This window comes from Gemmatimonadota bacterium (genome assembly GCA_041390105.1).
Taxonomy (GTDB): Bacteria; Gemmatimonadota; Gemmatimonadetes; order Longimicrobiales; family Gaopeijiaceae; genus JAGQIF01.
This window is the reverse complement of sequence record JAWKQO010000003.1, coordinates 313908-339579: the sequence shown is the minus strand read 5'-3', so window position 1 is coordinate 339579 and position 25672 is coordinate 313908. Positions and strand designations below refer to the sequence as shown.

Annotated in this window: 28 protein-coding genes; 21 read left to right on the top strand and 7 right to left on the bottom strand. The window is 68.9% G+C overall.

All coding sequences use genetic code 11. From position 1 onward, the window contains the following. Positions 1-16: 16 nt before the first annotated feature. From R3E10_14570 to R3E10_14560, 3 genes are all read left to right on the top strand, one after another. Complete coding sequence (locus R3E10_14570; protein ID MEZ4416972.1) at positions 17-1267, top strand: glycosyltransferase N-terminal domain-containing protein; 1251 nt, start codon at positions 17-19, stop codon at positions 1265-1267. After that, on the top strand, positions 1264-1830 hold the full coding sequence (locus tag R3E10_14565) for an RsmD family RNA methyltransferase (GenBank protein ID MEZ4416971.1): 567 nt from the start codon (positions 1264-1266) through the stop codon (positions 1828-1830). The genes R3E10_14570 and R3E10_14565 overlap by 4 nt, the downstream gene beginning before the upstream one ends. 93 nt (positions 1831-1923) lie before the next feature. Then, positions 1924-2292, top strand: a complete 369-nt coding sequence (locus R3E10_14560) for a cupin domain-containing protein (GenBank protein MEZ4416970.1) — start codon at positions 1924-1926, stop codon at positions 2290-2292. Positions 2293-2306: 14 nt separating this feature from the next. On the opposite strand, the gene R3E10_14555 is transcribed toward R3E10_14560, so the two are convergent. The 3 genes from R3E10_14555 to R3E10_14545 form a co-directional block, all read right to left on the bottom strand. Then, positions 2307-3389 carry a glycosyltransferase family 9 protein gene (locus R3E10_14555; protein MEZ4416969.1) on the bottom strand — a complete coding sequence of 361 codons (1083 nt, stop codon included), beginning with the start codon at positions 3387-3389 and terminating at the stop codon, positions 2307-2309. Next, entirely contained in the window at positions 3386-3790 is a 405-nt protein-coding gene (locus R3E10_14550) for a hypothetical protein (GenBank protein ID MEZ4416968.1), read from the bottom strand. Before R3E10_14550 ends, R3E10_14555 begins: the two co-directional genes overlap by 4 nt. Before the next feature lie 81 nt (positions 3791-3871). Then, a complete protein-coding gene (locus R3E10_14545; GenBank protein MEZ4416967.1) occupies positions 3872-5581 on the bottom strand; it encodes a hydantoinase B/oxoprolinase family protein in 1710 nt (569 codons plus the stop codon). A gap of 84 nt (positions 5582-5665) precedes the next feature. On the opposite strand from R3E10_14545, the gene R3E10_14540 reads away from it, so the two are divergent. The 11 genes from R3E10_14540 (at position 5666) to R3E10_14490 (ending at position 16706) form a co-directional block, all read left to right on the top strand. Continuing rightward, on the top strand, positions 5666-5935 hold the full coding sequence (locus R3E10_14540) for a hypothetical protein (GenBank protein ID MEZ4416966.1): 270 nt from the start codon (positions 5666-5668) through the stop codon (positions 5933-5935). A 602-nt stretch (positions 5936-6537) separates the two neighbouring features. After that, positions 6538-7893, top strand: coding sequence for a hypothetical protein (locus R3E10_14535; protein MEZ4416965.1), 1356 nt, complete (start codon positions 6538-6540; stop codon positions 7891-7893). A 149-nt stretch (positions 7894-8042) separates the two neighbouring features. Next, a complete protein-coding gene (locus tag R3E10_14530) occupies positions 8043-9140 on the top strand; it encodes a tetratricopeptide repeat protein (protein ID MEZ4416964.1) in 1098 nt (365 codons plus the stop codon). Between the two features lie 93 nt (positions 9141-9233). Then, complete coding sequence (locus R3E10_14525; GenBank protein ID MEZ4416963.1) at positions 9234-10115, top strand: zinc ribbon domain-containing protein; 882 nt, start codon at positions 9234-9236, stop codon at positions 10113-10115. A 94-nt stretch (positions 10116-10209) separates the two neighbouring features. Beyond that, positions 10210-10617, top strand: coding sequence for a hypothetical protein (locus tag R3E10_14520; protein MEZ4416962.1), 408 nt, complete (start codon positions 10210-10212; stop codon positions 10615-10617). Between the two features lies 1 nt (position 10618). Next, positions 10619-11674 (top strand): isocitrate/isopropylmalate dehydrogenase family protein, encoded by a 1056-nt coding sequence (locus tag R3E10_14515; protein MEZ4416961.1) that lies wholly within the window; start codon positions 10619-10621, stop codon positions 11672-11674. A 15-nt stretch (positions 11675-11689) separates the two neighbouring features. Further along, the gene (locus R3E10_14510) at positions 11690-12955 is read left to right on the top strand and encodes a hypothetical protein (protein ID MEZ4416960.1); all 1266 of its coding nucleotides are present in this window, start codon (positions 11690-11692) and stop codon (positions 12953-12955) included. A gap of 10 nt (positions 12956-12965) precedes the next feature. Beyond that, positions 12966-13463, top strand: a complete 498-nt coding sequence (locus tag R3E10_14505) for a DinB family protein (protein ID MEZ4416959.1) — start codon at positions 12966-12968, stop codon at positions 13461-13463. Positions 13464-13655: 192 nt separating this feature from the next. Continuing rightward, positions 13656-14861 (top strand): acetyl-CoA C-acetyltransferase, encoded by a 1206-nt coding sequence (locus R3E10_14500; protein MEZ4416958.1) that lies wholly within the window; start codon positions 13656-13658, stop codon positions 14859-14861. Positions 14862-14883: 22 nt separating this feature from the next. Next, a complete protein-coding gene (locus R3E10_14495; GenBank protein ID MEZ4416957.1) occupies positions 14884-15753 on the top strand; it encodes a hypothetical protein in 870 nt (289 codons plus the stop codon). A 74-nt stretch (positions 15754-15827) separates the two neighbouring features. After that, positions 15828-16706 carry a 3-hydroxybutyryl-CoA dehydrogenase gene (locus R3E10_14490; protein ID MEZ4416956.1) on the top strand — a complete coding sequence of 293 codons (879 nt, stop codon included), beginning with the start codon at positions 15828-15830 and terminating at the stop codon, positions 16704-16706. 65 nt (positions 16707-16771) lie between these two features. Here the strand turns inward: R3E10_14490 and rpsU are convergent, their stop codons facing one another. The 3 genes from rpsU to R3E10_14475 all read right to left on the bottom strand — a co-directional run bounded on the left by rpsU (position 16772) and on the right by R3E10_14475 (position 19363). After that, the gene (rpsU, locus tag R3E10_14485) at positions 16772-16975 is read right to left on the bottom strand and encodes a 30S ribosomal protein S21 (protein MEZ4416955.1); all 204 of its coding nucleotides are present in this window, start codon (positions 16973-16975) and stop codon (positions 16772-16774) included. Positions 16976-17155: 180 nt separating this feature from the next. Continuing rightward, on the bottom strand, positions 17156-18589 hold the full coding sequence (locus R3E10_14480; protein MEZ4416954.1) for an alpha/beta hydrolase: 1434 nt from the start codon (positions 18587-18589) through the stop codon (positions 17156-17158). Between the two features lie 99 nt (positions 18590-18688). After that, complete coding sequence (locus tag R3E10_14475; protein ID MEZ4416953.1) at positions 18689-19363, bottom strand: hypothetical protein; 675 nt, start codon at positions 19361-19363, stop codon at positions 18689-18691. A gap of 434 nt (positions 19364-19797) precedes the next feature. Between R3E10_14475 and R3E10_14470 the strand changes: the two genes are divergently transcribed. From R3E10_14470 to R3E10_14455, 4 genes are all read left to right on the top strand, one after another. Next, entirely contained in the window at positions 19798-20706 is a 909-nt protein-coding gene (locus R3E10_14470; GenBank protein ID MEZ4416952.1) for a hypothetical protein, read from the top strand. 37 nt (positions 20707-20743) lie between these two features. Beyond that, positions 20744-21358 (top strand): hypothetical protein, encoded by a 615-nt coding sequence (locus R3E10_14465; protein ID MEZ4416951.1) that lies wholly within the window; start codon positions 20744-20746, stop codon positions 21356-21358. A 370-nt stretch (positions 21359-21728) separates the two neighbouring features. Then, positions 21729-21935 (top strand): hypothetical protein, encoded by a 207-nt coding sequence (locus R3E10_14460; protein ID MEZ4416950.1) that lies wholly within the window; start codon positions 21729-21731, stop codon positions 21933-21935. 284 nt (positions 21936-22219) lie between these two features. Further along, on the top strand, positions 22220-22570 hold the full coding sequence (locus R3E10_14455; GenBank protein ID MEZ4416949.1) for a hypothetical protein: 351 nt from the start codon (positions 22220-22222) through the stop codon (positions 22568-22570). A gap of 48 nt (positions 22571-22618) precedes the next feature. Here the strand turns inward: R3E10_14455 and R3E10_14450 are convergent, their stop codons facing one another. Next, positions 22619-23077, bottom strand: a complete 459-nt coding sequence (locus R3E10_14450) for a single-stranded DNA-binding protein (GenBank protein MEZ4416948.1) — start codon at positions 23075-23077, stop codon at positions 22619-22621. A 209-nt stretch (positions 23078-23286) separates the two neighbouring features. Here R3E10_14450 and R3E10_14445 point away from each other — a divergent pair, with 209 nt between their 5' ends. From R3E10_14445 to R3E10_14435, 3 genes are all read left to right on the top strand, one after another. Beyond that, entirely contained in the window at positions 23287-24072 is a 786-nt protein-coding gene (locus R3E10_14445) for an enoyl-CoA hydratase-related protein (protein MEZ4416947.1), read from the top strand. A gap of 159 nt (positions 24073-24231) precedes the next feature. Beyond that, entirely contained in the window at positions 24232-25344 is a 1113-nt protein-coding gene (locus R3E10_14440) for a DNA replication/repair protein RecF (GenBank protein ID MEZ4416946.1), read from the top strand. Continuing rightward, a complete protein-coding gene (locus R3E10_14435; GenBank protein ID MEZ4416945.1) occupies positions 25341-25670 on the top strand; it encodes a DUF721 domain-containing protein in 330 nt (109 codons plus the stop codon). The genes R3E10_14440 and R3E10_14435 overlap by 4 nt, the downstream gene beginning before the upstream one ends. Positions 25671-25672 lie beyond the last annotated feature (2 nt).

Below are 25672 nucleotides of genomic sequence, written 5' to 3'. Positions count from 1 at the left end.
CACGGACGCGCCCCGCATGGGTTTTGGCTACGATCTCGTGTACCTGACCGGTGCCGTGCTCGCCAGCCCGGTCTGGATGGCGCGTATGCTGCGTACCGACAAGTGGCGCACGGACTGGCGCGCCCGCTTCGGCGACGGGGCCCCCCTCCCCGCGAGCGAGCGGCCCACCATCCTGCTGCACGGCGTGAGCGTGGGTGAGGTGAGTTCCCTGGCCCCCGTCGTGGCCCAGCTGGAGGGCGCCGGGACGCGCCCGGTCGTCAGCGCCACCACCGACACGGGCTTGGCCCGAGCTCGGACGCTCTACGGCCAACGGCTGCCGGTGGTACGCTATCCGTTCGACGTGACGCGCGCGGTGGCGCAGTTCCTGGACCGCGTGGCGCCGGCTGCGGTGGGGCTCACCGAGCTGGAGGTCTGGCCGAACTTCATGGAGGCGTGCGAGGCCCGCGGCGTCCCGGTGGCCGTGATCTCGGGCCGACTGAGCGCTTCCAGCTTCGAGCGCTATAGGAAGGTGCGGCGCTGGGTTGCCCCCACTTTCGCGAAGCTGGCCGCCGTGGGGGCGCAGACGCCCGAGTATGCCGAGCGCTTCGTGGCGCTGGGCGTGCCCGCCGAGCGGGTGCGGGTCACGGACAGCACCAAGTGGGACGCGGCGCCCGCGCAGGTGGACGAAGCCGCGGCCGCACGCCTCGCGCGCGCGCTGGGCATCGACCGGAGCCGGCCCCTGGTGGTGGCAGGCTCGACCGGGCCGGGCGAGGAAGCTCGACTCCTGAGCGAGCTTCCGGCCGATCTGCAGGTGCTCATCGCGCCCCGCAAGCCTGAGCGCTTCGAGGAGGTCGCAGCCCTGGAGCCCCGCTTCGTGCGCAGGAGCACGAGCCCTGACGGAAGCGAGCGGGCCGCGGGCGAGACGCGCTTCCTGCTGGACTCGATGGGCGATCTTTCGCTGGCCTACGCGCTGGCGGACGTGGCCATCGTCGGCAGGAGCTTCGTGGACCTGGGTGGCTCCGATCCCATCACGCCGGTCGCGCTGGGATGCGCCTCGATCATCGGGCCGTACCACGCCAACTTCGCCGACGTGGTGGACGGCCTGGCTGCCGCGGGGGCGCTCCTGGTGACCGAGCGGATCCGGGAGACCGTTGCCGATCTGTTGGCGGACCCGGACGCTCGAGCGGAGCGCGTCGAACGTGGCCGTGCCGTCATCGAGGCGCGGAAGGGCTCGGCTCGGCGCAGCGCCGACCTCCTGCGGGCGTTGCTGGCGGTGGAGCAGCCGTGAGGATCGTGCGCGGACGTCTCGCCAACCGCAGACTCACCTCGCCGGGCGGTCGCGTACGTCCCACCTCCGAGTCCGTTCGGGATCGCTGGCTGACCCTGTTGGAGCCCCACCTGAAGGGCGCCCGGGTGCTGGACCTGTTCGCCGGCACGGGCGCGCTCGGGCTGGAAGCCCTCTCACGGGGCGCGCGCTCGGTGGATTTCGTCGAGAACGGGCCGGCCGCGCTGCATGCCCTCAAGGCCAACGTGGCAGCGTTGGGCGTGCGGGACACGACGCGCATCTTCAAGAAGGACGCGATTCCGTTCGTGGAAGCGCTGGAGGCCGGTGCCTACGATATCGCGTTGGCCGATCCGCCATACATGTCGGGCAAGCTGGATCGCATCATCGAGGCCTGGCGCGCTGTGCCCTTCGCGCACATCCTCTCCGTGGAACATGCGGTGACGCAGGAGTTGCCCGAACGTGGCCGCTTCGTCGACATCGACGATACACGCGTGACCGTTCTGCGCGCCCGCCGCGGCGACGCGTCTGGCCGGAGCGGGCGTCCCAAAGAGCCTGCTACCGACTGACAGGCTCGGTGCCCGCGTCCCCACTCGTTGCAGGCCGGGGCGCTCCCAGCGCCGCGCGCCCTACCTTTCAGCGACCTGTCAGAGGAGCCCATCATGCCCGGCCCCGTGGTTCATCTGTCCGAACGCCTGGACGCGCTGGACGAGCACTGGTCGCCCAAGGTGCTCGCTCGCGTCAACGATCAATACGTGAAGATCGCCAAGGTCCAGGGGGAATTCGTCTGGCACGACCATGCGGAGGAGGACGAACTGTTCTACATCCTCAAGGGAGAGCTCACGATCGAGTTCGAGGATGGAACGGTGACGCTGCGCCAAGGCGATCTGCACGTGGTACCCAGGGGCGTGCGCCATCGCCCGGTGGCGCGGGACGAGTGTTGGCTCATGCTGGTGGAGCCGGTGGGAACGCTCCACACCGGGAGCGAGCGCACGGAGAAGACCAGAAGCATCGAGGAACAGCTGGAATAGGCGATCCCTTGCTTCTAACCCAGCCGACCGCGCGCCGCCTCCACCACTTCGCGTGCGGTGATCATGGCCATGCACGTGTAGCGCCCGCCGCAGGTGGGCTTTCTCCAGCACGGCGCGCAGAAGAGCGGCTCCCGTAGGATGACGCCCCGGTCGGTGGGCGTGGACTCGTAGGGGAGGGACGGTCCGAAGATGCAGACCGTGGGCACGTCGAACGCGAGAGCGATGTGCGTGAGGCCTGTGTCGACTCCGATCGCCAGCCGAGCGCCACGCACCAAGGCGGAGGCCTGTCCCAACGTGGTGCGGCCCACCAGATCGCGCAGCGAGGCCGGAGCCCCATCCAGCAGGGGAGGGAGGGCCTCGCGATCGGAGGGGCCGCCCAGCAGCACGGAGGGCAGGCCCAGCGCGCCTTCCAGACCGCGTGCCACCTCCACCCAACGCTCGTCCACCCAGTGCTTCTGAGGCCAGGTGGTGAAGGGAATCAGCACGGCGTATCCCCCCGCGAGCCCCTCCCGGTCCACCCATTCCGACTGGAACGCACCGTCGGCGTCGGAGACGCCCACTTCCATGGCGAAGCCGTCCGTCTCCAACCCCAGCTGGCGCGCGAGCTCCAGATACTGCGAGGAAACGCGGGAGAGGTCCGGGTCGAAGAAGTCGTAGTGCACGAACAGATGGGCGAACTCGCGAGCGCCCACGCCGACTCGCACCGGGGCACCGGACATCCATACCAACGACGCGCTCTTGAGCAGGCCCTGCAGATCGATGGCCAGATCGAAGTTCCTCGCGCGCAGCTCCCGTCGGAACGCGCGGATGCGCCTCCAGGCCTCCAGCAGGCGGCCCCGCCGGACCAGTGACTTGATCTCACGCCGCGGCCAGATGAGGACCTCGTCGAGCAGCGGATGGTGCTGCACCAGGTCCGCCGTGTGGGGCTCGGCCACCCAGGTGAGGCGAACCTCCGGGAAGGTGCGCTTGAAGGCGCGAATCAAGGGAGTGGCGAAGACCACGTCGCCGCGGGCGCTCAGGCGCACCAGCAGCACGGACCGCGGCGGGTGCGTCCGGAGTGCGGGCGCCTGGTGGCGCGCGGGTGGACGCTCGCTCACGGAGCGACCGGTGCGGACTCCATGAGGTGCAGGGAGGGCCCGTCATAGGTCCGCCCCTTCACGCGGATGCGGAAGCGGTAGGCGCCCGGCTTGGGGAACACCACGTTCTCCAGCGGCATGACCAGACGGGTGCGGGCCGGTGGGCCGTCCGCCGTACGGGCGTCCACGTCTGTGTGACCTTCGACGGTCAGGGCGGGCTGGCCGTCCGGGTCCTCCATGTCCACGCGGAACGTGAAGCGACCCTGGTCGCTCCGCTCCCACTCGATGGCCACGACCAGGGTCATGGTGTGTTGCGCTGGAAAGCCGGGAGCGTACAGGTCGTTGAAGACACCCTGCACGTCCAGACGTCCCTGCTCGTCCGTGCGCGCGTCATCGCACACGAGCGCGAGTTGCAGTTGCATGGTCGGGTCCGCTCTTCCTGTCTGGAGGCGCGCACTCTACGCGCATCGGGGCGCCCTGCGATCCCCGCCAGGAAGCGGGGATCAGTCGTTCGTGGGCGAGGCACCCCAGCCGCCGCCGCCCGGCGACTCGATGCGGATGCGGTCGCCCGGATCGACCCACAACGTAACCTTGCCCGGAAGCTCCCGATCCCCGTCGGCTGTGCGAAGGACGTTCTTGCCGGGAGCACCGGATGTGCCGCCGTGCGCTCCGGCCGGGCCGGTCACACGTCGTTCGCACAGGAGCGTCACCTGCGCTTCGGTGAGCAGTTCCAGCTCGCGCACCAGCCCGTCCCCACCCACGTGGCGGCCGGCGCCGCCACTACCCTGCCTCAGCGCATACTCGCGCACGCGGAAGGGGTAGGCATGTTCCAGCGCCTCGATCGGAGTGTTCAGTGAGTTGGACATGTGCACGTGCACGCCCGAGAGTCCGGGGCCCGTGGGTCCAGCGCCCATTCCCCCGCCGACGGTTTCGTAATAGGCGAAGGCCCGCGCCGTGCGCGGATCGACACCACCCACCGTGAGGTTGTTCATGGTGCCTTGCGAAAGTGCGGGCATGAGCTCGGGAAGGGCCCGCGTGAAGGCGCGCAGCAGCACATCCGTGATGCGCTGGCTGGTCTCCACGTTGCCGGCGGCCACCGAAGCTGGAGGACCGGCGTTGACGATGGAGCGCTCCGGCAACACGAGCCGCACATCTCGCATGGAGCCGCCGCCCGCCGGGAGGGTCTCGCCCAGCAGAGCCTCCACCACGCAACGCACCACGTAGCGCGTGGCCGACGAGGTGATGGCGGCCACCGCGTTGACGCCTCCCGGGGCCTGCGGCGCCGAGCCCGAGAAGTCGACCACAGCGTGCTCTCCGTGAACCGAGAGCCGAACCTGGATGGGTAGCGGGCCGTTGCCGAAGCCGTCGTCCTCGATGGCGTCCTCGGCCTCGTAGGTGCCGGACGGGATCCGGGCCAGCCCCGTCCGCACCAGGCGGTCGGCGTAGGCGATGAGTGCGTCCATCGCCGCCACGGTGGCCGCTTTCCCCCGCCCGGCGGCGATCTCCAGCAGACGGGTGCTCCCGGCATGGAGGGCCGCCAGTTGGGCGTCGAGGTCGCCGCCGCGCTCCTCGGGCGTGCGGACATTGGCCAACACCGTGCGCCACAGGTCCTCGTTGCGCGCCCCGCGCACGTAGAGGCGGACCGGGGGGATGCGGAGCCCTTCCTGGACGATCTCCCGGGCCAGCGGCATCGAGCCGGGGGACATGCCCCCGACGTCCGAGTGGTGGGCGCGGGAGGCGACGTAGCCCAGCAGCGAGCCAGCGGGGACGGGACAGGCGGCTGGCTCGGCTTCCGGCGGGCCCAGGGCGGTCGCGGGCTGGAATACCCCTTGGATCAGCGTGATGTCCGGGAGGTGCGTGCCCCCACGGAAGGGGTCGTTGACCATGGCCACGTCCCCCGGGGCCAGGGCGCCCAGTTCGGCGAGGGCCGCCTCGACGCTCATGGGCATGGCCCCCAGGTGAACCGGCATATGGTCTCCCAGGGCCACGGGCCGGCCGGCCGCATCGAAGAGAGCGCAGGAGTAGTCCCTGCGCTCCTTGATGTTCGGGGAGAACGAGGCCCGGCGCAGGGCCGCGCCCATCTCCTCGGCCAGCGCCGCGAACAGATGGCGGAAGATCTCCAGCGTCACCGGGTCGATGGGCCCCCCGGGGGTGGCGCCTGTGGAGGCCCCGGGCTCGGGGCTGGGGGAACCTGGAGAGTCGGTGGTTTGCATGGAGGGGCGTCTTTTAGCTAGGTTTTCAGACTGTACTGCTTAATTTGACCCGATCGGGCGTCGGGGTCCCTGCTGGAGGAGCGTGTGGCAGAAACTACCATTGAAAGAGCTCGCAACGAGCTGTTCAGTCATATCAACCGCTGTGGCGTCCTGAGCGCTGCTGAAGAAGATCAGCGTCAGTGGATGAACGAAACCGTCGACTACCTCGGTGAGCGCTATCCGGACCTTTCGGATACCGATCTCCGGGATCTCTACACGGTGGGCCTGCGATTCTGCAAGCCGGTCCTGGTGAACGGAGCCCCCGTGAAGAGCGAGTCCGCGCCGGAGCCGAGCTCGGTCGGATCGAGCAACTGATCCGGGGCGCACCCGCGCCAGGAGCTACGGTGGGGCCGTACCCGATCGGGGTGCGGCCCCTCGGTTTTTGGGGACTCACTCCGACCTGAGGCCGAGGGTGGGGTGGGTCGGAGGGAGCCCCCGCCCCGCGGGCGGGACCCCGGGGTCGGTGGCTGGCCAAGGTCCAGGGCGGCGCATAAGTTCGGCCCCGCCGGTCGGGCCGTCGGGGTCCCCAGGGCCTTTTTTCCTGCCTGGGAGGGTCGAGGTCCGGCACCGATTGGGGAGGCGCGACCCCCGGCCCGAGGAGCCTCGGGCCTCTGTGGACGCGGCTCTGAAAAAGGGGGGGCGGCTTGGCAACGAAGCGGAAGACGACCCGGAGCCCGGGGACGAAGGGCGGGGCCAGTAAGGGGGAAAAGTCGCGTGGGGCCTCCAAGGCTGGGTCGCGTCGGTCGACCAGTGGCCGTGGAACCGCCTCGAAGCGCGGGACTCCCAAGAAGCGAGCCGCTGCCAAGCGGGCGACCACCAAGAAGGGGGCAAGCGCCAAGAAGCGCGCCTCCGCGAAGAAGACCCGATCCGGAAGGACGAGCACTGCGACCGGGTCGCGGACCAGCACGAAGAGCACGGTGACCCGCAAAGCGGGCGCGCGGAAGAAGGCCAGCGCCAAGAAGAAGTCGACCCGCAAGAAAACCGTTGTCAAGAAGAAGGTCACCGTGAAGAAGGCTCCGGCCTCCAAGAAGCCGTCCCGCCGGGCGGCACCCAAACAGAAGGTGCGGAAGAAGACCGCCACCAAGACAACCCGCAAGGCCGTCGCCAAGGCGCCGGCCAAGCGACCCGCGCGAGCCAAAGCCGCTGCGGCCAAGAAGAAGATCGCCAAGGCGGTGAAGAAGGCCGCGCCCAAGAAGGCCGCGACCACAGCCGCCCAGAAAGCCGCAGCCAAGAAGGCCGCTGCGAAGCAAACCGCGGCCAAGAAGGCGGCTGCGAAGCAAGCCGCAGCCAAGAAAGCCGCAGCGCAGAAGGCGGCCGCCAAGCAGGCGGCGGCCAAGAAGGCAGCGGCCCAACAGGCAGCGGCCAAGAAAGCGGCGGCCAAGAAGGCGGCCGCCGAGAAGGCTGCACGCGAAAAGGCCAAGAAGGCGGAGGCCGCGCAGCGCGCGGCGGAGAAGAAAGCCGCCGCCGCCAAGAAGGCCGCCGAAAGGAAAGCGGCTGCCGAGCAACGCGCTGCCGAGAAGAAGGCTGCCGCGGAGAAGAAAGACGCCGAGAAGAAGGCCGCTGCCGAGCAGAAAGCAGCGGAAAAGAAGGCTGCTGCCGAGCAGAAGGCTGCGGAGCGCAAGGCTGCTGCCGAACAGAAAGCGGCCGAGAAGAAGGCTGCCGCCGAGCAGAAGGCCGCAGAGGAGCGAGCGGCCGCTGAGGCTGCCGCAGCGCCTGCCGCTCCGGCCGAAGCCGAGCCGACTGCGGCAGCGCCCCGATCCAAGAAACGTTCGCGGAGCGCGGCTGCCGCGGCGCGCAAGCGTGCGGCCTCCCTCCTCGACGGCACCGAGGAAGCGGCGCCCGTCCGCAAGCGCAAGAAGCCTCGCCTCGCGCCCAAACCGGCCAAGGCGCCGCCCGTACCCAAGCACGTGCGTACGGCAGCGGGACAGGCGTCGCAGACCGGGGCGATTCCGCTCGAGTCCAACCCCACCATCCTCGACGAGTACTACCGCGGACTGCGGCTGCGCTCTCCGATGGGGGGGAACCTGGACATGATCGGTTCGCGGGGCCTGGATGACGGATCGGCCGCGGTCATCCTCGAATGCACCACCTCGTCGCTGCGCTTCGAGCTGATCGTGCCTGCGGCGACCGACCCCGAGGCGAGCGAGGTGTCACGCCAGATGGATGTCGGAGAGGATCCCTTCTGCCCGCGCTGCGGACCGACTCGCCCGCTGCTCCTCTCGGGGCCGCGCTGGGTGTGCCGCTGTGGGGTCGGGTTCGCCGATTCGCGATAGTGTCCCGAGGCGGAGGTGCGTGGGCAATCGGGCGGCGCGTTTCGCGCTGGTCGCCGCGGTAGGCGGTCATTAAATTGCGCCCACCCCGGTCCCGTCGTGGGCCGCGAGCTGGCGTCAGCCCCGGACCGGTGTCCGGAAGTCGCGCGTAGATGTCCGACGAGTTCTTGAGTTCCGAAGACTACGACGAGCGAGCCCACCGCCTCTACAACGAGGGCGACTACGAGGGCGCGCTCGAGCTCCTCAAAGAAGGGCTCTCGATCTATCCGGGTGCGGTCGACCTCTACGTGGGGCTCGGCTACGCCCGCCTCGCCCGTGAAGAGTTCGCCTGGGCCAGGCGTGCCTTCGAGCGTGCCCTGGTCCTGGACCCCACGCACGAGGATGCGCTGGTGGGAATGGGGGAGACCCTGCTTCGCTTTGGCCAGCGTGAGACGGCGCTGCGCTACTTCCGCTCCGTCGACTCGGTCGGCATGGGGCAGGACATCGACCTGCTCCTGACGATGGGCCGGGCGCTCTACCGCGAGGGCCTCTATCCCGAGTCCCGCGACTTCTTCGCACGGGCCTGCGCGGCCCGTCCTCAGAACGCTGAGGCCGCCGCTTCCCTCGGGTACGCGCTCCACCGCCTTGGAGACGAGGTCGGTGCGGGCCGTCAGATCCGCCGCGCGCTCCGCCTCGATCCGGATGCCCACGAGGCGCGCATCTATCTCGGTCATCTCCTGTACGACCGGGGAGACTGGGAGGGAGCCCTCCGTGAGTTCGAACGCGTACCACCCCCGGAACACTGGGACTCGCTCGCGGTGTGGCGGTTGGTCGAGCTGAAACGGGCTCTCTGGCACCTGGAGCCCGGAGATGTCCGCTTGGCCGCCTGGGAGCGGAGGCTCGAGGAGCTCGAGTCCTACAGCGATCCCATCGACCAGCTGTTGGCCGAGATCGAATCCGAGGCCAGCCGCACGGAGACCCCTCCCGACCCCCGACAGCTGGAGCTCTTCGCTTCCGAGCGGCAGGGCCGGGACGGTGTGGTTCACCAGGTGCGATCCCCGGGGGGACAGATCTTGCGTGGGACCTGGCGGGAAATCGTGACTCAGATGCGCGATCATGCCGGGTTCAGCCATGAGACCGTCACCCAATACATGCGCCGACTGGCCGAGCGCTGGCACGAGCAGCTCGGTGTGGACATCCCCTTCAACGACCCGGGGAATTTCCTGCGCGCTGCCATCGAAGCTGGCATCGTCCGGCTCGAGGAGCCCTAGCAGGTCACCTAGGCGGCCGTCGACCGGGGGCGTGGCGCTTCCGCCGGCGTCTGCCCAAGTTGTGCGTCCCATCCCCCGCACCCTCACACGACCATGACCGTACCCAGCATCACTCCGCCGGTGGAGCGCTTCCACCGCGTCCTGATCGAGGAGATCGCCCGCAAGCGGCCGGACTATCTCAGCCGTCCCTTCACGGTGGCTGAGATCTACCAGTCGCTCGTGCCCTATCGGAGCCATCGCGACGCGATCGGGGTGCAGATGAACGGGGACTACGAGGACGCCCTGTTGCGGCTGCTGGCCGGGGCGGGGGACCTGCTGATCCTGGAGTCCCAGCCGGCCCTCGGCGAGATTCGCCGGGAGCTCGAGTCCCGGAATCCCAACACGGGCCTGTTCCGGGAGTTCGCGCAGACCGAGGTGCGGCTGAACGCCGAACTCCTGCCGGAGAGCGTGGCCGCGCCCGAGGCGCCGTCGGTGGCCCAGCACGCGCCTCCGGCCGCTCCGCCGATCCAGGCGGAGGCCCCGCCGGCGGAGCCGGCACCGGTGGCCCAGGAAGCGGCGCCGACGCCGATGCCGGAGGCGGTGCCGCCTGTGGAGCCTGCGCCCCGACCCAGCGCCGGCAACGGCCTGGCCTCGGAATTCCTGGAAGCGGAGATCGCGCCGGTGATGGAAGAGGGACCTCGGATGGAGGATGCACCAGTCCTGGAGGCCGCCGCCGTGGGGACGGTATCGTCGGCGCCCTCAGGATCGAAGTCGCGGCCCGGCGGCGAGGGTGGTTCGGCCACCTCGCCAGCCACGGGCGAATGCCTGTGGTGCTCGGAGGCCCTGCCGCAGCGGACCGTGGTGAACTACTGTCCGCATTGCGGCCAGAGCACCAAGGTCAAGCCGTGTGGGGGCTGTGGCGAGGAGATGGAGCTCGCCTGGCGCTACTGCGTGACCTGCGGCGCGGAGTCCCGGACGGGCCTCGCTGGCGGCTGAGGCCTGCGGGCGCGCGCTCCGCGCGCCCGATCCGACACGCGATCCGTCGGTGTCTTCCGCATCCGTCCCGCCGCGCACGAGGGCTCGGCGCCCCATGCGCCCGGCATGGGTGCGGGCCGCCCTGGCCCTGGCGCTGGCGCTTCTGCCCGGCGCCTGCCAGCCCTCCGGGGGCGGCGGGGCCGAGGAGGGCGATCCCGTGGTGTTGCTGGGCGGCCGGGGGGCCGAAGAGCACGTCTTGCCGGAGCGCCTGGTGATCTCGAGCGGACAGCGCGTCCGGTTCACCACCGTGGATCGCCGCGTCCACACCATCCGCTTCCTTGTGGATGAGCTGTCCGAGGGTCCGCGGACGTTTCTGATGGAATCCGGCCAGGCCCAAAGCCCCCCGCTGCTCGAGCGCGGGGCCACCTTCGAGGTCTGGTTCCGGGATGCGCCCCGAGGGTTCTACCCCTTCTACGCCCAGGGAAACGGGGCACCCGTGCGGGGCGTCATCGTCGTGGAGTGACATGAAGAGAGTGGCGATCATCCCGGGCGACGGGATCGGTGTGGATGTCACGGCCGAGGCCGTCCAGGTCCTGAAGGCGGCGGCGGCGCGGTTCGGCCTGGAGGTCTCGTTCCGGGAGTGGGACCTGGGCGCCGAGCGCTACCTCCGGGAGGGCGTAACCATCCGGGATGAGGAGTTCCGGGAGTTGGCCGAGACCTCCGATGGCATCCTGCTAGGGGCCCTGGGTGACCCACGGGTGCCCTCCAACGTCCATGCCCGGGACATCCTGCTGGGGCTCCGCTTCAAGTTGGACCTCTACGTGAACTTCCGACCCAGCCTCCTGCTCCACCCCTCGCTCACCCCTCTCAAGGGCTTCGAGGAGCGGGCGATCCGACTGGAAATCTTCCGCGAGAATACCGAAGACCTGTATGTGGACCTGGGGGGCCGGTTCCGAGCGGATACGCCCAACGAGGTGGCCATCCAGGAGTCCATCCACACCCGGTACGGGGTGGAACGGATCGTGCGTGCAGCATTCGAGCACGCGCGCGCGCGGGGGCGCGGTCGGGTGACGCTGGTCGACAAGGCCAACGCCATGCCTTCGGCCGGGGCCCTGTGGCGGCGCGTGTTCCGTGAGGTGGGAGAAGGCTTTACCGGCATCGACCGGGACATGATGTACGTGGACGCCGTGGCCATGGATCTGGTGCGTCGCCCGGACCGCTACGAGGTCATCGTGACCTCCAACCTGTTCGGCGACATCCTCAGCGACCTGGCGGCGGAACTCACGGGCGGTCTGGGGCTGGCCCCTTCCGCCAACATCCATCCCGGCCGCATCGGGCTCTTCGAGCCCGTGCACGGGTCGGCACCGGACATCGCGGGGAAGGGCATCGCCAACCCGCTCGGGGCCATCCGCTCGGCCGCTCTCCTCGCGGAGCACTTGGGCAGCCTGGAGATGGCGGACGCCATCGAAGCGGCGGCCCGGGCCTCCATCCTGGAGGGGATCCGGACGCCCGACCTGGGCGGTACCGCCTCCACGGAGGAGGTGGGCGGCTGGATCACAGAGCGGGTACAGCGGGCATGACCCGAAGGAGCACGCGTGGCGCAGACGAGCGTCGGACACAGCATGATCGGCCAGATCCTCCAGAGCTTCGGGAGGATCACCGAGCGGGACGTCGAGGCGGCCCTGGACTTCCAGAGACAGGAAGGCGGCTTTTTCGGTGAAGCCCTGCTGGCCCTCGGCCTGGTGACGCGTGAGGAGCTGGACTGGGGGCTCGCCTCCCAGTTCGACATCCCCTACGTCTTCCCCGACCCCGCGTCCATCGACCTGGAGACCGCCCGGATGGTCTCCCCCGAGTGGGCCATCCGCCATCTGACCCTGCCGGTCCTGCGTACGTCGGACACGCTCCACGTGGTGGTCGATTCTCCGGCGTGGTCCGACGCGCTCGAGGAGCTCGAGACCCGCAGCGGTCTGAAGGTCGAGTTGGGACTCGCCTCCGCCACCAAGATCCGTGAGCTGATCCAGCACGCCTTCGACGAGGTTGTGGAGGAGGTGCCCGTCACCGCGATGGAGCCGGCCACGGTCGAGGACCTCGTAGCGGTGGCGCTGTCCACCCGCGCCACCTGCCTCGGGATGTCGGTGCGCCGGGGCGCCGTGACCGGATGGTACGAGACCCACAAAGGCCGCATCGATCGTATGCCCATGACGGCAGACTCACGCGCGGCACTCGACCGGTTGCTGTCTCCCTCGCCCGGCGGAGACGCGGCGCCGGGCAACCACCAGTGGAAGGGCCGCCTCTCCGCGGGCGACGAGCTGATCGACGTGGAGGTCCAGCGTCTGGTGGCGGCCAGCGGCGAGGAGTTCGTGTTCCGTGTGGACCAGGAGGCGCCGCGCATCAGCGCTCCGGAGCGGGCGTTGGTGAGCGAGTTGCGCATGCTCGTCTCGTCGGGTGTCGGGCAGTTCCTGTTCACCACGAATGACCCGGTGGTTGGCGATCGTCTGCACCACCGGCTGCCCGACCTGACGTTGGAGCCGCCCGTTCGTGCGGTGGCCGTCAGTGACACACCCATCCACGAGAGCGACGACCTGTTCGTTCAGGTGCTCCCTTCCACCGCCGCCGGCCGTGACAAGGCGCTTCGTGGCCTGAGGGAGTTCCGTTTCGAAGCGGCCAGCGTGGCCCTGGATGGAAACGCCGAGGAGTGGTGGTCGACCGTCGCCAGCGTCGCTCCGGTGCTGTTCTTCCGTCCCCGCGATGCCGCGCAGCGTGACTACGCCATGCGCTCCGGTGTCGTCTGGGAGCTGAGAGCGGAGACGGGACCCGACGGGCTACTGGACTGGACTCTGGATCAGACCGCCGGGGTCTGACGGAGGACGCATGGACGCCAGGGTACGTCCGCTTGCCGACATCTTCGCGCTGAACACCGACCTCGTCGCCAACTGCGTGGCCGATCTGGACTCAGGGCAAGCCAATCGGCGCTTGCCCGGGGGCGGAAACAGCATCGCCTTCCTGGTCGCTCACCTGGCTGATGCGCGCTATCACCTGCTGGAGGCTTTGGGTGCTTCGGCCCCCAACCCCCTCACCGAATCGTTGGGTGCGGCCCGCTCCATCGACGACGTGAAGAACATGCCTTCCTTCGGCGCCATCCTGTCCGCGTTCCGCGGCGCCAGCGCCCGCCTGGCCAACGCGCTGGACGGACTCAAGGCCTCCGACCTGCAGCGCCAGACCACGCAGCGCTTCCCCATCGACGGGGGAACCCTGGTGGACACGATCGCCTTCCTGGCCCAGCACGAGTCCTACCACGTAGGTCAGATGGCCTTCATTCGCCGCCAGATGGGCTTGCCCCCCATGAGCTATCAGCGGTCCGGAAGCTGAGCGGGGCCGCCTCCAGCGAGCCCCGATCCATGCCCGCGTAACCCCGTCTCCACCACCGCTGTCCGCAGTGAACGCACCGCCCGGCGGGGGGTAAGCCCCGTGCTGCCTTTTCCGTCGACCTCGGCACGGTGCCTCCCTCTCGTGCGGACCCACCCCCCGAGGCGGCGCGTCGATTCACGATAGGGAGGTTGGATGGGGACCCAGGGTCAGGATAAGGACATCGTCTTTCTCTCCGGCAAACGCACTGCGTTCGGCACCTTCGGCGGGAGTCTCAAGGACTTCAGCGCCACCCAGCTGGGCGTGGTCTCGGGAAAGGCGGCGCTGGCGGCTGCTGGCGTCGAGCCGGGGCAGGTCGGGCACGTGGTGTACGGCAACGCGCTCCAGACGTCGGCGGATGCCATCTACCTGGCCCGGCACGTGGGGCTGGGCTGCGGCCTGCCCAACGAGGTGCCGGCCCTCACCGTGAATCGCCTGTGCGGGTCCGGCTTCCAGGCCATCGTGAGCGCAGCGCAGGAGATCCTGCTGGGCGAGGCGGACGTGGCGTTGGCGGGCGGTACCGAGTCCATGAGCCAGGCGCCGCACGTCGTGCGGGGCGCACGCTGGGGACAACTGCGTCTGGGCGATCCCGGCAAGTACTTCGAAGACGCCCTTTGGGCTGCGCTGCTCGACTCCAACTGCGGGCTCACCATGGCGCAGACCGCCGAGGAGCTGGGTGACAAGTACGGCGTCACTCGCGAGTGGTCCGATCAGGTGGCGCTACGCAGTCAACAGCGCGCCAAGGCCGGCTGGGACGGAGGGCACTTCGCGGCGGAGATCACGCCGGTCTCCATCCGGTCGCGCAAGGGCACCGTCGACTTCGCGCACGATGAGCACATGCGTCCCGACACGACGCTGGAGGCGCTTTCCGCGCTGAAGCCCTACTTCCGTGAAGGCGGGTTCGTCACCGCCGGCAATGCGTCCGGGATCGGAGACGGCTCGGCCAGCACGGTGATCGCCGACGCGCGTTGGGCCGAGCAGCAGGGGCTGCAGCCCATCGGGCGCCTGGTGTCGTGGGCGTTCGTCGGCGTGGATCCCCGCATCATGGGCATCGGTCCGGCGCCCGCCTCGCGTCAGGCGCTGGAGCGTGCGGGCCTGACGTTGGACGACATGGATCTGGTGGAGATCAACGAGGCCTTCGCTCCGCAGTATTGCGCGGTGGAGAAGGATCTGGGCCTCGACCCTGAAAAGACCAACGTGAACGGCGGTGCCATCGCCATCACCCATCCCCTGGCGGCGTCCGGTGCACGCATCACCATCCATCTGCTGCACGAGCTGAAGCGGAGGGGCGGGCGCTACGGTCTCGGTGCCGCCTGTATCGGAGGCGGCCAGGGCGGCGCCGTGGTGGTCGAAGCGCTCTAGTACGTCGCGACGGACGGCGCCCATGGCGGACAAGCGGGACCTGGTCCCCTACGACAGTCGAGGCAAAGGCCTCAGCCGTCGTGAGTTCGAAGAGGTCATCCGCCGCGCCTCCGAGTTGGCGGCGCGGGAGCCGGAGGCCGGCTCTGGCCTGTCCGAGGCGGAGCTGTTCCGCATCGCCAACGAGGTGGGCCTGCCGGACGAGCACGTCCGCAAGGCACTGGCGGAGGTGCGATCAGGCGTGTTGCCGGAGAGCGCCTGGGGTGCGCTGGTCGCGAACCCCAGGGTGCGCGTATCCCGCGTGGTGCCCGGTTCTCGTGAGGCGATCGCCGACAAGCTCGATCAGTTCCTGGTGGGCGGCCGGCTGTTGCAACCCGTGCGCAAGGGCGCCGACCAGATGGTCTACTGGCCGGCCAAGGACTGGGCCTCACAGATCGCGCGGGCGGCCAGCTCCACCGGCAAGCGCTACTACATCGCGTCCGCCAAGCGTGTGGAAGTCTCGTTGAGTCCGGTGCGCGAGGATGCCGTCGCCGTCGAGTTGGCCGTCGATCCCGGCATCCACGGAGAGAACCTGGGCGGCGCCATCGTCTCCAGCGTGGTGGGTGGGGGAGCCGGCGCGGTGGCGACCGGCTTCGCCGTTGCGGCCATCGCTCCCTTGGCGCTGGGGATCGCCGCGGGGGTGGCGGTAGGCGCCGGCCTCGCCAGCGGCATCTCCTACCTGGTGGGGCGGAACTACCTGAGCCAGTTGGAGCGGGTGCGGCTGGAGGTGGAGGGCGTATTGGACGCGTTGGAGCGGGGCGAGGATCTGGCGCCGCCCCCGCCGTCCTGGCGCAAATGGGTATCCCGGCACTTCGGCGGCGTGGCCAAGGAGCTGGGTTTCGACGAAGACCTTTGAGCGCGGCGGTCGAGCATCTCGACCGGGCGCCATTCGAACGAACCGATCAGCACTACGACGAAAGGAGCAGGGCCTTGGAGATCAAGAAGGTAGGTGTGGTCGGCTGCGGGCTGATGGGAAGCGGGATCGCGGAGATCAGCGCCAAGGCTGGGTTGAACGTGGTGGTGCGTGAGGTCGACGACCAGGCGTTGGCCGCCGGCCGCAAGCGCATCGAGAAGTCGCTGGGCAAGGCGGTGGAGAAGGAGAAGATGACGGCCGAGGATCGCGACGCCGCACTCGGCCGCACCGCGTTCACCACCCAGCTGTCCGACATGGCCGATTGCGATCTGATCATCGAAGCCATCGTCGAGGACATGGCGGCCAAGAACGAGTTGTTCGGGGAGTTGGACACGCTCTGTGGACCCAAGACCATCTTCGCGTCCAACACCAGCTCGCTCACGGTCACCGACATGGCCGCTGCGACCAGCCGTCCCGACCGCGTGGTGGGCCTGCACTTCTTCAATCCGGTGCCCGTCATGAAGCTGGTGGAGGTGGTGAAGACCATCGTCACCAGCAAGGAGGCGTTCGACGCGGCGTTCGCATTCGCGAAAAAGGTGGGTAAGACACCCATTACCGCGAAGGACAACAGCGGGTTCGTGGTCAACCTGCTGCTGGTGCCGTACATGCTGGACGCCATCCGCCAATTGGAGCGGGGCGTGGCCAGCATCGAAGACATCGACACCGGCATGATGTTGGGCTGCGGCTACCCGATGGGCCCGTTCACGCTGTGCGACTTCGTGGGCATCGACACCCTCTACCGGATCTCGGAGATCATGTTCGACGAGTACCGGGAGGAGCGCTACGCGCCACCGCCGCTGCTCAAGCGCATCGTGGCCATGGGCCGCTTCGGTCGGAAGACCGGCAAGGGCTTCTACGACTGGACGGGTGAGAAGCCGGTGGCGTTGGAGGTCTGAACAACAAAAAAAGGCCCGACCTCGAAGAGGTCGGGCCGTCGTTCAGCCGCCGGAGTGGCGGGAGGTCAGGCGCGGGGTGCGGTGGAGCGGCGCTGGCGCCGACGCTCCCGGCGAATGGCTGCTTCCCGCTTCCGCTTGCGTTGGGCGCTCGGCTTCTCGTAGAAGCGGCGCTTCCTGAGCTCCGAATAGAGCCCGGAGCGCTGCACCTTGCGCTTGAAGCGCCGGAGCGCCCGCTCGAGGCTCTCGTTGTCTTGAACGACGACTTCCAAGGTCCCTGCTCCCACCGGGGGTGAGTTGATTCCGGCTCCGCCCCGTCGCGGGGGCAGAGAACGCTAAAGCTAGGCCGGGTCCGGGCCGGTTGCAAGGGACGGGCCGACGGGGGTTCGGTTCCGTGGGCTCGGCGCGGGGCCGCCCCCGAACCCTCGCGGGCCCTATGGGGCCGGACTCCCCTAGGACGCCGGTGGTTCTGTCTCGAACGTCACCGGCCCCACCTCCCCACACACCTCGGGTAGGCCCTCCAGGGATCCGCGGGTCAGGAAGGCCAGCACTGCCGGGCGCCCGCAGCCGAACTCGGCCCCGTGGGCCTGGTCCCTGACCACGATGTGCCTGGAATTGGGCAGCGAGCGCGCCACGTGGTCCGCCTGCTCGGCGGGGGTGGTCGGGTCGTAGTAGCCGGAAAACAGCAGGGTGGGCGTGTCCACCCGCACGGGCTCCCGGTAGGCGGCCGCAACGGGCTCGGAGGGCCAAGCGTCACAGGCCGCACGGTATTGGTCCAGCAGGTAGGTCCCCACGAAGGTCCCCGCGGCGGCCGCGTCTGCGGCGGGCGTGAGGAAGGGCACATCTTCGGCGCAGAAGATGGCGAAGTGGACTCCGACCTGGACGCCCTGGTTGACCGCCACATCCCGCTGCCAGAGCAGCCGCGCGAACGTGGACAGGTCTCCGCTCTGCGCGGCCCCGTGCACCAGCGCAGGGGCGTAGGCCACGGTGCGAGCCCCATAGAGCAGGCCCCGCAGCGCGTATCCGAAATCGCCCCGCGTCATGGTCACGGGCACAGCGCGGTTTTCGTCCACTGCCACGGTCGTCGAGACAGGTCCCGCATCGAAGCGTGCAAGAACCCGATCGAGGTCTCCGGGAAGGTCGGGGAACGCGGCCGCGCAGGCCGGTTGGGCTGCGCAGTCCTCCACCACGCGCTCCCAGGAGCGCTGCACGCCGGGCGCGTAGGGGCTGGGCGCCGTGAAATCCGTTGGCGCCACGCCGTCCAGGACCATGGCGGCCACGCGGTCCGGAAAGGACCTGGCCCATACGAGTGCCGTGCGCGTTCCCCCCGAACCGCCCCAAAGGACCACCCGCTCGTACCCCAGCGCCTCTCGTACCTCATCCAGATCGGCCACGACCTCGTCGGTCCGATACAGCGTCAGGTCTGCGTGAGCGGACAGCCGCTTGGCGCAGGCGGCCAGCTCAGCCGGGCGGAACAGGGCGCCGAACGACTTGCGCGGGTCCTCGGCGGAGCCACTGGGGCAATCGAGCGGATTGGAGCCTCCGGTCCCTCGCTGATCCACCAAGACGATATCGCGTGTCTGGCGCAGTGGTGCGAACGGACCGAGCGCCAGGCCAGCGAGGTCGGTCGCGGCCTGGCCGGGACCTCCGGCGAGCAGGAACAGCGGCTCGGCGCGACTCGCCCCCGAGGCGGGCAGCAAGACCATGTTGAGGTCGATCATGCGACCATCCGGGCGCGAGCGGTCTTCGCGGACGGCCATGGTACCGCAGCGGGCGTCCTCCCCGAGCCGTGCGTCGGAGCACGTGCTCAGCGTCTGTGCCTCTGCGGGCTGTCCGAGGGCAAGCCAGCCGCACAACGCCACCATCCCCGTCGCACTCCACTTCATTGGTCAGCACTCCTTTGGGTCCGGGGGCCCCTACGCGCTGGGGTCCAGCCGAAGTTTCGACGGGCTCTGGAACCTCTCCCAGCGTAAAGCCGCTCTGGCTCAGGGCAGCTCGGCGCCCTCGCGGAGCTGCGCCGAGTACCGCTCGTGCTCGGCCGTCGCGGCCAGATAGTCGTCCCGCCAGACCTCGTACGGGGGCAGCGGCAGCAGCCTCTCCAGATGCTCTACCACGGCCATGGCGAACTGCAACCGGTCCTTCATGCCGAAGCGCATCGGAAGTCCTCCCAGGATGCGCTGAACCACCGCATCGAAGTCTTCCGGCGCCAGCAGCGCCACGAGGTGCCCGACCTGATCTATACGGTAGGACGCATAACGCGAGCGGAGCTGCACCTCGGAAGGGAGCCCCACCACGCCACGGTCGTCGGCTTCCGACGCGTTCCGGCTGAGCAGGCTCCGCATCCACCGCAGCGAGGGCGGTGACTCGGCGGCCTGACGGGCCTCGACCTCCAGCGCGGAATCGAGCAAAGCCGAGAGCAGCGGACGACCCAAGCTGCGGGCCCTTCGATCGATCTCGTTCTCGGAGTCTCCCAAGAACAACTCGGCGGTCTCGACGTCTCGTCCGCCTTCCGAGTCGCGGAAGAGCAGATGCCCTTTCCAGCGGTGGGCACCCGCCCGCCAGGTGACGAGGAAACAGGCCCAGCGCTCGCCGTCTCGGTCGAGGAAACCAATGGAGCGGGCGCGTCGGGGCCGGAGCGGGTCGGACCCGTCGCTGGGCATGATCCCTGCTTGGTTCAAAGCCGGCTGGAACGTGCGAAACGGGCAAGGTGTGCCCGGGCTGGTCAGGCAGCAAGCAGGCCGAACCCGCGCTTCTTGCTCGCCAGGGAAACAGTTGGTTATCCTGTGCGTCCCTTCGCCGCTGGGAGCACACCGGCCTGGCCGGGCCGGTGGTTGCACTGCGGGGGAGGGCGGGGTCGGAAGAGAGCGTTCGACCCCCGAAAACGAAGAAGTCCCCAGTGGCCGCTGGGGACTCCCTCGGATCGGCACGGGCTGGGCCGGCCGACGTCGCCTGATTGTCGTGGCGAACGTTAGGCTGTGTGCCCGGCAGGTGTCAAGGTCGGCGTGCGTCCGCGCGTGCTGTCCCCCGAGGGACGAGCAGCGCGGGCGTTTTCATTTCGGGGAGCGCCCGCCCGAACGCACCCGAGGATGCGGCAATGCTGAGCACCAGCGAAGCGACGCGCGGACGACCCGACGCCCTGGGCGACGTGCCCGGTACGCCCGATCTCGCCCTCACGCGGTCGGTGATCCTGTACTGGGATCGCCAAGTGATCGGCGCCTCCCAGCCCCACGTGGACGACATCGGCGTGGGACTGGTTCTGGAGGGCCGCTACGCCGCCTCCACGTCAGTGCTCGACCTGGGGAGCACGCGGCTACGGGAGCTCGACCTGTCCCGCGAGCTGGCGGTGCTGGGGTGGGTGCGCAGCGAAACGCTCGCGCACGTCCTCGATCTTCTGGCCGCCCAGCAAGGTGCCCCCGACCTCATCAGCCGTCCCGATCAGCGGGTGGGACCCTACTGTTTCGGACTGGGGCTCCGTGTCCTGGCAGGCCTCGGCTTCTCGGCCGCCACCCGACCGGCGTTCCTTCGGATCGGCTTCCGTGACCTGCGGCGAGACTTCGACCCAGACGGGCGCAGGGGCATCCGTGTGGATCTGGGCGAGCAGGGGATCGCGTCGTTCGAGCTGGATGTCGACGATCTCACCCTGCGCATCAGACTGGACCGGGCGCGAGACGCGTCGCTCCTGGAGACGGCGCTGAACCGCTCGTTCCCGGGCCTCACGGTCCGACGGGCCGGGATGCTGCAGCGAGCGTCGACCGTGCTCTACGAAGCCCGCGTGCCGCTACCACGATCGGTCAACGAGACGCGCGAGCTGATGCGGACGCTGCGCGCGGGCCTGATCCGACTGGTGGCGCGCTTCGAGCCGGCCCGCTACGAGGAGTTGGCCCGCAGCCTGGAGATCTTCGGGCACCGCGACACCCTGCTCCGATTCCACCCCGCCACGACCGCGTCGGCTGTGATGCTCGAGCCCGTGGTCACCGTCGAACCGAGCCTGACGGTCCATTGAGAATGCCCCATTCCCACACCTCCCTGGGAGCCGACGAATGAGTGAGCGGACCGTCTTCTACGTGGGCGGAGCTCGGGGCGCAGCGGGTCCCTGGGCCCGGACCCCGGCTCCGTCGGATTCTCCGGTGCGGGCGGCCTACGATCGCTACCTGGATCGGCAATGCCAGGCGTTCCTGCAGCTCATTCCTCGCGACGGGATCCGCCCGCTCTACGCGCGCGCCCGCACCTGGGCGGCCGAGCGGGGGCTGCACGAGTCCAAGGACCCCATGGCCGGGTTGCTGGCGTTCTGCCGGGCCCACCTCCCCCTGCCTTCCTTCCGGGTTTGGCAGGCGGACCTGGCCGCGAATCCCGGTGCCCATGCAGAGGACGCCTTCCGGCTCCCTCGCTCGGAAGAGGACCGCGCCCCCAATCGCATCGCGGTCCGCTGGATCGAGCATGGGGGGGCTCGGTGGCGGGTGGGCCTCAACGTCTTTCACGACGATGGGGCCTGGCGCGGCTATATCGATTTCCTGGAGGAAGCCCCCACGGGTCGCCCGCGCGCGTACCGGACGACCAGCGTCTTCTGTGAGCCTCAGCTCGCCACCGTGGAGGAGGTTTTCGCGGAATTCCGGGACGACGCCCTGGCGGGTTTCCTCCGCTCCGCGCTCCCCTGAGCAAATCCGGTTTTTTGCCAAAAATTCCCTGACGATCCGGTAACGGACCGGTGTCGGACGAAGACCCGAATCTCCCGCCATGGCGCCGATTCCGGCGCTCCCTCCACATCGGAATCCACAGTCCTTCCACACTGGGAACACGTGGATTTTCAACAGCGTGAGATTTGGCGTAAGTTCAAGTCGGACTGATATTTACGCTACCGTGCCGAAGGCTGGGGCGAAGGGTCGGTCGACTTGCGGGAGCCCCCGTTGATCCCCTAACATCGGAGCGCGGTCAGGCAGGGTCGGAGCGCTGGCTCATTGGGGTGCCCGAGCGCCGTCCGCGGTGAGTGAGTTCTGCGGTTTTGTACGGAGGAGGAAAGGTCGACTCATGTGGGAAACCTGCTCGGTCGAGCTCAAGGTCCGGCTTCCGAAGGAAGTCGCGGCGCAGGCGGAAGAGGTCCAGGCTACGGATCCCGACTTCCTGAGCCGCGTAGTGCTCTACGGCCTGACGAGACGATCGATCTACAGACACCTGCGTGAGCAGAGCCATCCCGCCGCCGTTGAGAGCGCGTCTGCCTCGTCGTATCTGACCTGACACGACGTTCGGGAAGGGGTGCCCGGCCTTCGCTGGCGCCCCGGACCGATCGAACTGGGAGCGCACCGGGCCCGAGCGGGTCCGGTGCGTTTCTCTGTGGGCTCCCGTGACAGTCCCCGGGCGCAGCGCCGTATCTCCCGTCGGCTGGCCGAATCTGGCCGGTCCTGAGACGCGACTGCGGAAGGTCGTTACCACGCCTCGCCGTGGTCAGGGCTGGCGCGAATCCGATCTTCCCCGCCATTTGTCGTCTCTGAGCACCCCCGACGGATCCAAGGAGGCTCAGGGTGAGCGAGCCAGCGGCTGAGCGCCCCAGGCTCACGGACGATCAGGCAGTCCTCCGGGCGAAGTACTACGATTTCTGCTCCGCCCGGCTGGCAGGTCTTCTGTTGTCCCTATCGCCGGACGAGATCTTCGTCCTGGCCGAGGAGTCGGGCGTCGAAGCGGGAGGGCCGCTCGAGTCGCCCTATGACGCCATGGTTCGACGTGCCACGGTGATGCTGGCGCGCCGTGTGGGACTACCGACCTACGAAGCCTGGGCGCAGGCGTATGCGGAGGACCCGACTCGCTTCGAGGGCGAACTCATCGGGCTCTGGCAGTCGGAGCCCGAGGCGCCCGCCAACGGGACCGAGCGCTAGGGGCTGGCACTCGGAATAAATCAGAGTCGACGTTTCGAAACCGCCCTTCTAGAACGGTAGATCGTCGTCCGGCTCGCTGAGCGGCGGAGCATTCCCGCCGGAGCGGCTTTCGTAGCCTCCCCCGCCGTAGCTCGAGCGGCCGCCGCCCCCGGCGCTTTCTCCACCAGCCCCACCGCCCGAACCGAGCATGACCATGTCGTTGGCCACGATATCGGTCCAATAGCGGGTGCCGCCCTGGTCGTCCTGGGTCTGGGAGTACTCGATCCGGCCCTCGACGTAGATGCGGTCCCCCTTGTGGACCCACTGTTCGACGATGTCGGCCATCTTTCCGAAGAAGGTGACCCGGTGCCAGTCGGTGCGCTCCTGCTGCTGACCCGAGCGGTCCTGGAACTGGCGGTTCGTGGCCACCGACAGCTTGGCGACCTTCGAGCCGGAGGGTGTCATCCGGATCTCGGGATCGTTGCCGACGTTGCCGATCAATTGGGCCTTGTTCAGTGACCGAGCCATCGCTCCAGGCGCTCCAGTTGTGCGGATGAGAGGTCCCGTGGTGTGGACGTACGCGCCGCCGCCGGGACTCGCGGCGGGCGAGGGGAGCGAAAACTACCAGCACCATCGGGTCATCGCCATGCACGGGCGAACGGGTCGGCGGGTGTGCGGACACGACGGGCGTCCAGCCGTCTGGCGATCGTGGCCTGCGTCGGGGTAGCTTGGCCGCCATGAGCAAAGCCGAGTTTGTACGCGTCGAGCGCGAAGATGGAATCGCCACGGTCGTCATCGACCGGGCCGAGAAGCTGAACGCCTTGAACCCCCAGGTCATCGACGAGATCGGTGCCGCGTTCGCGAGCCTGTACGACGACGAGGACGTGCGCGGCGTGCTCCTCACCGGGGCCGGGGACAAGGCATTCGTGGCCGGAGCCGACATCGGCGTACTCGCGACCATGGGGCCGTTGACCGGTGTCGAGGTGAGCCGGCAGGGCCAGCAGGTGTTCCGGCGGATCGAGCGGTTTCCCAAGCCCGTGGTTGCAGTGATCCCGGGGTACGCACTCGGCGGCGGGTGTGAGCTGGCGTTGGCCTGCCACCTGCGCGTGGCGTCGGAAAAGGCCCGCTTCGGGCTTCCGGAAGTGGGACTGGGGATCATCCCCGGCTACGGAGGCACCTTGCGACTGGCCCGCCTGGTGGGGCTGGGCCGCGCACTCGAGATGACGCTCACCGGAGAGATGGTCGGCGCCGCCCGGGCCATGGAGATCGGGCTGGTCAACAAGGTCTTCCCGCCCGAGGAGCTGCACGAGGGTGCCCGCTCCTTCCTCCGTTCCATCACCAAGAATGGGCCCGTGGCGGTGCGGATGGCCTTGGAGTCGGTGTTCCATGCCCTCGATGCCAGCCCGGAGGACGCCCTCGAGTTCGAGTCCTCGCTGTTTGGCCTCCTGGCGTCGACAGAAGACATGAAGGAAGGCATGGGCGCGTTCCTCGAGAAGCGGAAACCCGACTTCAAGGGACGCTGACCCAGCCGGCGGGGGCCCGCGGAAAGGTCTTCCGGGCCCCTTTCTCTAAGTTGTTGTTTCACTAGATCTTCCGAGGCCGTCTCCAGGTTGGAGAGCGGCCCCTCCTGTGTTAGATTTCCCCATGCCGCATCGGTCCCCGGAGCCTGCGCGCGAGCGTCCGTGCGCCTGACCCGTCTGTCGCTCCAAAACTTCCGCAATCTGGCCGCCCAACGGCTCGAGTTTCCTCCGGAAGGGGTGGCGGTGATCGGGCGGAACGCGCAGGGGAAGTCGAACCTGCTCGAAGCGATCTACTACCTGGAGACCCTGCGTTCCTTCCGGGGGGCGCAGGACGCGCAACTCGTGCGCTTCGGTGCGGACCACTTTCGCATCGTGGCGGACGTACAGGAGGAGGCCACGGACAGGTCGGTGCAACTGGCGGCTGCCTTCGAGCGAAGTCAGAAGCGCAAGAAGGTCACCGTGGACGGGTCCGAGGTCGAACGGCTTGCGGACGGCCTCGGTCACCTGGCGGCGGTCATCTTTTCTCCCGCGGACGCCGCCTTGGTCAGCGGTGGCCCGGTGGAGCGGCGGCGGCACATGGATGTGGTCCTCTCGCTCAACAACCCGGGCTACCTCGCGGCCGCCCAGCGCTTCCGTCACGCGCTCGCTCAGCGCAACGCGGCGCTCCGCACCGGAGCCCCCGCGAGCGCGGTACGCGTATGGGACGACCCCCTGGTTGCCGCAGGGAGCGAGTTGATGGAGGGCCGGTCGGCCTGGGTAGGTCACTGGCGGGAGCGGTTCAGCGCCTTGTACACGGCGGTGTCCGGCGGTGAGGACGCCTGGATCGACTACGATCCTCAGCTCTCGCGTGAGGATGGCGAAACCTGGTCGGACGCCTATCGGGCGAGCTTGGAAGCAGGGTGGGAACGGGATCGACGGATGGGCAACACCGGGACCGGCCCCCACCGGGACGACCTGTCCATCCACCTGGAGCGCGAAGGCGGTAAAGCCGCCGCGCGGGACTACGGGTCGGGTGGCCAGCGACGCACCGCGGCCTTGGCCCTTCGCCTGATCGAGGCGGAGACCATCCGAGAGAGTCGGGGCCAGCGCCCCATGGTCCTCCTGGACGATGTCTTCGCCGAGCTGGACGAGTCGCGCTCCGAGCGCGTGATGCGCTTGTTCGAAGACGACTGGGTCGGCCAGGTGGTGCTGACGGCGCCCAAGGAGGGAGATGTGCGGGTCAAAGGCGACGCTCTGGCTCGTTGGACCATCGACGACGGGGTGATCTCGACATGAGCGCCAAGACGCCCGCCCCGCTGTCGGAGCTGCTGGGCAACGTGCTGAAGAGCCCTCGGTTGCAAGCCGGCATGGCTCGGGCCCAGGTGGTGGCCGAGTGGGACGAACGCGTCGGCGAGAAGATCGCCGCCGTCTCTTCGGTCCGTTCCTTTTCCGAAGGAACGCTATTCGTGGAAGTGCGCTCGAGCGCCTGGTTGATGGAGCTCGAGATGATGAAGCGCGATATCCTCGCGCGACTGAACCAGGGGCAGGGAAAAGGCCCGATCGAGAAGATCGTCTTCGTTCAGGCCGCGACCCCGACGTCCCCGTCCCCTCACGCCGGGTAAGG

What these genes read in the sequence shown, in the direction of transcription:
- R3E10_14570 (MEZ4416972.1), top strand. Translation starts at nt 17, where the DNA reads ATGGGTTTTGGCTACGATCTCGTGTACCTGACCGGTGCCGTGCTCGCC.
- R3E10_14560 (MEZ4416970.1), top strand. Translation starts at nt 1,924, where the DNA reads ATGCCCGGCCCCGTGGTTCATCTGTCCGAACGCCTGGACGCGCTGGAC.
- R3E10_14550 (MEZ4416968.1), bottom strand. Translation starts at nt 3,790, where the DNA reads ATGCAACTGCAACTCGCGCTCGTGTGCGATGACGCGCGCACGGACGAG.
- R3E10_14545 (MEZ4416967.1), bottom strand. Translation starts at nt 5,581, where the DNA reads ATGCAAACCACCGACTCTCCAGGTTCCCCCAGCCCCGAGCCCGGGGCC.
- R3E10_14530 (MEZ4416964.1), top strand. Translation starts at nt 8,043, where the DNA reads ATGTCCGACGAGTTCTTGAGTTCCGAAGACTACGACGAGCGAGCCCAC.
- R3E10_14525 (MEZ4416963.1), top strand. Translation starts at nt 9,234, where the DNA reads ATGACCGTACCCAGCATCACTCCGCCGGTGGAGCGCTTCCACCGCGTC.
- R3E10_14520 (MEZ4416962.1), top strand. Translation starts at nt 10,210, where the DNA reads ATGCGCCCGGCATGGGTGCGGGCCGCCCTGGCCCTGGCGCTGGCGCTT.
- R3E10_14515 (MEZ4416961.1), top strand. Translation starts at nt 10,619, where the DNA reads ATGAAGAGAGTGGCGATCATCCCGGGCGACGGGATCGGTGTGGATGTC.
- R3E10_14505 (MEZ4416959.1), top strand. Translation starts at nt 12,966, where the DNA reads ATGGACGCCAGGGTACGTCCGCTTGCCGACATCTTCGCGCTGAACACC.
- R3E10_14500 (MEZ4416958.1), top strand. Translation starts at nt 13,656, where the DNA reads ATGGGGACCCAGGGTCAGGATAAGGACATCGTCTTTCTCTCCGGCAAA.
- R3E10_14495 (MEZ4416957.1), top strand. Translation starts at nt 14,884, where the DNA reads ATGGCGGACAAGCGGGACCTGGTCCCCTACGACAGTCGAGGCAAAGGC.
- R3E10_14480 (MEZ4416954.1), bottom strand. Translation starts at nt 18,589, where the DNA reads ATGAAGTGGAGTGCGACGGGGATGGTGGCGTTGTGCGGCTGGCTTGCC.
- R3E10_14475 (MEZ4416953.1), bottom strand. Translation starts at nt 19,363, where the DNA reads ATGCCCAGCGACGGGTCCGACCCGCTCCGGCCCCGACGCGCCCGCTCC.
- R3E10_14470 (MEZ4416952.1), top strand. Translation starts at nt 19,798, where the DNA reads ATGCTGAGCACCAGCGAAGCGACGCGCGGACGACCCGACGCCCTGGGC.
- R3E10_14465 (MEZ4416951.1), top strand. Translation starts at nt 20,744, where the DNA reads ATGAGTGAGCGGACCGTCTTCTACGTGGGCGGAGCTCGGGGCGCAGCG.
- R3E10_14460 (MEZ4416950.1), top strand. Translation starts at nt 21,729, where the DNA reads ATGTGGGAAACCTGCTCGGTCGAGCTCAAGGTCCGGCTTCCGAAGGAA.
- R3E10_14450 (MEZ4416948.1), bottom strand. Translation starts at nt 23,077, where the DNA reads ATGGCTCGGTCACTGAACAAGGCCCAATTGATCGGCAACGTCGGCAAC.
- R3E10_14445 (MEZ4416947.1), top strand. Translation starts at nt 23,287, where the DNA reads ATGAGCAAAGCCGAGTTTGTACGCGTCGAGCGCGAAGATGGAATCGCC.
- R3E10_14435 (MEZ4416945.1), top strand. Translation starts at nt 25,341, where the DNA reads ATGAGCGCCAAGACGCCCGCCCCGCTGTCGGAGCTGCTGGGCAACGTG.